The following is a 6,275-nucleotide window of genomic DNA, read 5'->3' as shown; positions in this document are numbered from 1 at the left end:
TTGTGATTAATCGTGCATCTCGCCGTGTTTTACTGATTGAGAATGAGAATGCGATTCGAGAACTAGCTCAGCTTTGTTTAGAAATCGCTGCTGGCTGGGAAGTTTTGGTTGCCGATTCACGTTGCGAAATTGTTGTCTTAGCCCAGACAAGACAAGTCGATGCGATTTTATTAGACTTGGATGCCTGCACTACCAAGTATAGCGATCGCTCAGTAGAAGTTGCAGCAGATCTAACACCCGATCGCGATTGGTCAACAATCTTACAACAACTACAGCAAAACCCCGTCACTCAGCATATTCCTGTGATCCTATTAACCAATACCATACACTCTTATCAGTTACCACAATCGCTGAATTTAGGCGTAATTGTTGCGCTCGCCAAGCCATTCGATTTATTAGCTTTGGCTAACCAAGTCGCGATCGCGCTGAACTGGAACTAGTGACAGAAGGCACTCGTTAAAGTCACAATTTCTTCAAACTGAAAATTATTGACTAAATGCGCGATCGACTGGGCTAAAGATGCGTGTGATAGAGGAATTTGGGCGATTAATTGATGCAATAACTTAGCATTAACGCAAATCGCCGCTTGGCGCAATTGTTCGATCCATTCAACAGGCATGACTTGTAACGATGAAGCATGAAGATTGCGGTTTGAATCGAGCGCTTTTCTCCCTTCTTCCTCCTTGTAAATATACTGCACGCCAAGATATTCAGTCATTTTCTCAAATAGAACTTCGGCACGGAAGGGTTTGCGGATAAAGTCATCGCAGCCAGTAGCAACGGCAATTTGGCGTTCTTCCTCAAAAGCACTACCAGTTAAGACAATGATAATGGGAGCATCTGGGGCTGATTTGATTTGTTTGGTGGCTGCGTATCCATCCATGACAGGCATTCGCAGATCCATCCAGATTAGGTGCGGTTGCCAACTTTGCCAAATTGCGATCGCCTCTCGTCCGTTCTCTGCTTCTCGCACGTCAAACCCTACAGGTTGGAGTAGTTCTAATAACAACTGTCGATTGCTGGGCTTATCCTCCACAATCAAAATCCGATATGCAGGCTGTCCCGCAGCTAACCCGATAACTTGTCTGGAGGTTGTTGGTGATGGAATGACATCGGCTGCGGTATTCTCTGCTTGAATATAAAACTCAAAGCAACTTCCCTCACCCAAACGGCTTTCCACCGTAATATTTCCACCCATCAATTGCACGAATTTGCGACTAATCGGCAATCCCAACCCCGTTCCCTCCTGAGAACTAATACCCGCTTCCGCTTGCACGAACGGATCGAAAAGGCGATCGATTTCTGCTGAAGCAATTCCGACTCCGGTGTCTTCGACTGAAAAATGTATTGTCATTTGTCCTTGGTCATTGGTCATTTGTTGAGCATCTTTTGCTAATGACAAATGACGGATGACAAATGACACTCGTAAAGTTACACTTCCAGCCTGAGTAAATTTAATCGCGTTGCCAATTAGATTGACTAAAACCTGACGCAGTTTACTTTCGTCGGTGCGGATGCATTCGGGTAGATCGGGCGATCGCTCAACGGTAAATTCTAATCCTTTGGATGTCGCTTTAAATTGAAACATTTGTTGTAGTCCATCCAATAAATGATGCAGGTTGAAATCTTGCTCGTTGAGCGCGATCCTGTCTGCTTCAATTTTGGACATTTCCAGCACGTCGTTAATGAGGGTGAGGAGGTGTTCGCCGCTGCGACTAATCGTATCGAGATATTCCTGTTGTTTGGGATCGAGCCTACTGCTGCGAGTCAGGAGTTGCGTAAAGCCTAAAATTACGCTTAGGGGAGTACGTAATTCGTGGCTCATGTGAGAGAGAAACTGAGTTTTGGCATGATTTGCGACTTCTGCGGCTTCTTTTGCCTGCGCTAGGGTGACTTCAGTAGCTTTGCGATCGCTAATATCGCGGGCTACCCAAAGGACTGTATTCTGAGAAAGAATAGAGACACTAGCGGAAAACCAAGTTTTTTTACCTTGAATCGGTAAGTAGTATTCAACATTAATACTTTTTTGCAGACAATCTCCTAGATCGCCAGATTGTTGTTGCAAATACAGCGTGCGTCGAATTGCGTCGAGATACAAATCCGCAGTTTCCTTGGGTAAAATGTCATGTACGGTTTTGCCAATCCGTTGCACGCGGGGTTTGTAAGCCAATGATTGTTTGGGAATATATTTTAAGTAACGCCCCTCAGCATCAAAGACAATTACGGTATCTGTCATGGCAGCAAACATGACTTGCAGTTCTGCTTCCGAAGCTTGTAGCGCCGCTTCTGCTTGATGGCGATCGCTAATATCGGCGATTGCGCCTTCCAAACACGCTTCTGCAACGTTTAACCGTGCCGAAAATAGCCCCCAGAATGTCGTTCCGTCTTGTCGGCGAAATTGCTGCTCGAAGTTGTTAATTTCGCCTTGCTGTTGTACGATTTCGAGCATTTGCTGACGTTGGCTGGGATCGACGTAAAAATCGATAGTGCGCTTATGTCCGACGATTTCTGCTGGCGATTCATGCCCCAACATATTTGCACATCGCTGGTTGGCAGCCAAAATTAAACCATCTTCCAGCCGCACGCGAAAAATACCGAACAGGGAGTTCTCAAAAATTGCCCGTAATTTTGCTTCGCTTTGTTGTACGGCGATCGCAGAGGTGCGGAGTTTCCAAATAATTGAAGTGGCAATTCCAATAATTAATAATGTAGAGAGTAAGTAAAGCGCCAGTCGATTCAAACTTGCAGTATCGAGTGCTTGTTGATAGGCGTTGTAGTAAGCTTGGGCAATGTCTTCACCGCGATCGCCAGTCGGTAGCGACAATATGTTATTTACTAAGCGATCTCCTTGGGGACGGCGCGTTAAGATGATACGCGCATGGGCGATCGCTCGTTCTACATCCGCGCGTTGAGCTGTAGGGCGAGATACAGCAAGAATTTGGGAAATTGTACCTTCAATCTGTGGTTTTAATTCTTGGCTGGTGGTGAGGTTGAATAACAGTACGTCCTGCAATAATTTATTCAGCAGAGCTGCTAAAGTTGGATCGATCGTCTGATTCTGGAGCAAACTGTTGACAGAAACAGGAAAATATGACTCAGAATTACGCAAAATAGCTATTTGAGACTTAAACTGTTCGATCTGGCTTTCCTTGTCCTGATAGAGTTGAATATGTAGTTCAATAGCGCGGTCGATTGACTGTCGTTCGCCTGCATCAAGAAACACCGGAATTTGTTGTAAATCTGCTTGAATTCGTTTCAGTTTTGCCAATTCATGCACGATCGGATCGTAGTACGGCAGCAATCCCAACCGTGCTTGCAAGACATTTTGATTTATCCGCGCATCGAGTTCTTGAATTCGTAGTAAATTACTAATGTAGCGATTGTGTCGGTTGGGGTCGATCGCCTGCGATTTCATCCACAGCAGTAAAAATAAGATGACTGCACCCGTTGGCAGCAAATAGCCGCTCAGGGCAGAAACGAATGTTTTCAAGCGCAGTGGATGCATATCAGTTATCAGTTGTCAGTTATCAGCGACTTACGACTTACGACTTCAGAATGCTCTCCCGTCAGAGTGCGGAGAAACTGAACGATGAACTGGGTATCTCGAGCGGAAAGCGATCGCCCCAGTTGATACTTTGCCATGATGTTAATTGCTTGCTCTAATGTTTGCACAGAACCGTCGTGAAAATAGGGTGCTGTTAAGGCAACATTGCGGAGGCTAGGGACGCGAAAGACAAACATATCCGCTTCATCTTGAGTGACGTTATAGCGCCCTAAATCTACTTTCGCAATCTTACCGCGATCGCGGAAATAGTCGCCCATAATGCCAAACTTTTGAAACAAATTGCCTCCCACATTCATTCCTTGATGGCAACTAACGCAACCGTAAGTTTGGAATAGTCGATAGCCTTCTTTTTCTGTAGCACTAATCGCAGATTTATCGCCGCGTAAGTAGCGATCGAAGCGCGAATTGGGAGTGTATAGCGATCGCAAATAAGTGGCGATCGCATCTACAACATTTGTGGCTGTCAAACCATCAGGATAATTTTGGTTAAACGCCCGTACATAGTCTGGAACCCGTTGCAACTTTGGCAGCAAAACTTGCCATTGAATTCCCATTGCTCTAGGATTTTGAATCACGGCTGTGGTGAAGTCTTCCAACGTGGAAAATTTACCATTCCAATTCAAGTAAGCATTAAATGCTGAATTATAGACAGTCGGGGTGTTAACATTACCTACCGCACCATTCACGCCAATTGAAAAAGCCTTATTATCTGCCCCTCCGCGATTGAGAGCGTGACAACTGAGGCAAGAAATCCTATTATCTGAGGAGAGTCGCCGATCGTGAAACAGTTGCTCGCCCAACGCCACCTTACCTCGATCCAAGGAAATCTGGAGTGGAATTGGTTGAATCGGTTCATCCACTTGTACGGTTTCTATGCGTTCAAACACAGCTTCTCTCATTGGTTGGGGCGTTTGGATGCGTTGCCACCAAATGGCTACCAATGTTGCCAAAATTACCAATGCAACGAGATATATCCTGCGAAGAACTTGCTTAGTCATCAATAAGAAGTTTTTGTTATATAGCGTTTCTATTTGATTTGCGAACATTTTGTCAAGGCTGTTAATAGTTAATAGTGGCCGATCGTTGACCATTAACCATTGACAGTCCTGATAGAAGTTTTACTTCGCTGTTTAGACTCGCTATATAATTATCAGACGAGTCAATTATTTTTATGCAGATTGAAAAAAATGGAGATATTCTGATCGTCGATGACAAGCCGGATAACCTACGGCTATTATCTGCCATGTTGAGCGATCGCGGTTATGAAATACGCGCAGTGATGAGCGGATCGGCGGCTTTAATGGGAGCGCAGGCACAGCCACCAGACTTAATCTTATTAGATATTAATATGCCTGAAATGAACGGATATGAAGTTTGTCAGCGCCTCAAAGCAAATCATCTGACTCAAAATATTCCCATCATTTTTATCAGTGCGTTAAACGAAGTTTTGGATAAAGTCAAAGCCTTTACATTTGGTGGAGTCGATTACATCACCAAACCATTTCAAGAAGAGGAAGTCTTCGCCCGCATTGAAACTCAGCTATCTTTACGTCGGATGCAAGTGGCATTACAAACCCAAAACGATCGCTTGCAGCAAGCAGAAGCCAATCTCCGCTGCGCCTTGGAACAGGAACAGACGTTAAACCAGCGGATCGAAGAAATGACTGCAATAGAAGAACGCCATCGCATCGCCCGCGATATTCACGACTCTCTGGGACATATTTTAGTCGGACTCAACATTCAAATGGAAACCGCGCTAACGCTTTGGCAAACAGCACCCGATCGCGCTTTTGAGTTTCTGGGCGAAGCAAAAAAACTAGGAACTGAGGCATTAAACGCCGTGCGCCGTTCGGTAACAGATATTAGGTCAGATCCGTTGCAAGGTCAATTATTAGATCGGGCGATCGCTGCCTTAATCGAAGAATTTCATCATACAACAGGCATTGCCCCTGAGTGTCAGCTCGATCTCTCCTTTCCCTTTTCTTACTCAGTAAATACTGTGGTATATCGAATTGTGCAAGAAGGATTGACAAATATCTGCAAACATGCAGAAGCTACATCTGTCCAGTTACAAATTCAAACCACGCCCACCGAGCTATCACTGAAGCTGCAAGATAATGGTGGCGGCTTTTGTGCCGATGAAAACCAGAATGGCTTCGGATTGCAGGGAATGCGCGAACGAGTGCTAGCGGTTGGAGGACAGTTAGAAATTACCAGCGCACCTGGCAATGGTTGTAGAATTACAGCCAGATTTCCTAGAAATGAGGGAGCAGGGAGCAGGGAGTAGGGAGCAGAGGGGCAAGAGGGGCTTCAGGTGCAGAGGGGCAGAGGGTGCAACAATCAACCAATGACCAATGACCAATAACCAATGACCAATGACTAATTAAAATGATTCGGGTGCTACTGGTTGAAGATCAAGAGATTGTCCGACGCGGCTTGAAAACCTTGCTGGAAATTAAACCTGACTTGCAAGTAGTGGGAGAAGCTAGTAACGGACAGCAAGCAATTGACGCAGTAAGATCGCTATACGCCAAATCCGATCCACCAGATATTGTCCTCATGGATATTCGGATGCCAGTTATGGATGGCGTGACGGCGACTCAACAAATGTGCCAGGAATTTACCAATATTAAAGTTTTAGTTCTAACTACATTTGACGATGCCAATTATGTATCGGAAGCTCTACGCTTTGGTGCGAAGGGATATTTAT

5 protein-coding genes are annotated in these 6,275 nt (G+C 45.1%); 3 read left to right on the top strand and 2 right to left on the bottom strand.

Features of this window, described 5'->3' with window-relative positions; genetic code table 11:
- The coding region (locus ACRC32_RS04210; RefSeq protein ID WP_438552803.1) for a hypothetical protein at nt 1–440 on the top strand (440 nt) is incomplete at its 5' end.
- Here the strand turns inward: ACRC32_RS04210 and ACRC32_RS04205 are convergent.
- Nucleotides 437–3,505 (bottom strand): DAHL domain-containing protein, encoded by a 3,069-nt coding sequence (locus ACRC32_RS04205; protein WP_438552802.1) that lies wholly within the window; start codon nt 3,503–3,505, stop codon nt 437–439. The genes ACRC32_RS04210 and ACRC32_RS04205 overlap by 4 nt on opposite strands.
- Before the next feature lie 8 nt (nt 3,506–3,513).
- Nucleotides 3,514–4,563 (bottom strand): cytochrome-c peroxidase, encoded by a 1,050-nt coding sequence (locus ACRC32_RS04200; protein ID WP_438552801.1) that lies wholly within the window; start codon nt 4,561–4,563, stop codon nt 3,514–3,516.
- Nucleotides 4,564–4,736: 173 nt separating this feature from the next.
- Here ACRC32_RS04200 and ACRC32_RS04195 point away from each other — a divergent pair, with 173 nt between their 5' ends.
- Entirely contained in the window at nt 4,737–5,852 is a 1,116-nt protein-coding gene (locus tag ACRC32_RS04195; RefSeq protein WP_438552800.1) for an ATP-binding response regulator, read from the top strand.
- 101 nt (nt 5,853–5,953) lie between these two features.
- Nucleotides 5,954–6,275, top strand: a 322-nt coding sequence (locus tag ACRC32_RS04190) for a response regulator (RefSeq protein WP_438552799.1), incomplete at its 3' end; no start/stop codon positions are given.

Origin of the sequence: Chroococcidiopsis sp. (assembly GCF_051657925.1) — a bacterium.
Classification (GTDB): Bacteria; Cyanobacteriota; Cyanobacteriia; order Cyanobacteriales; family Chroococcidiopsidaceae; genus Chroococcidiopsis.
The sequence above is the reverse complement of the archived record's forward strand: the minus strand, read 5'-3'. Positions and strand labels throughout refer to the sequence as shown.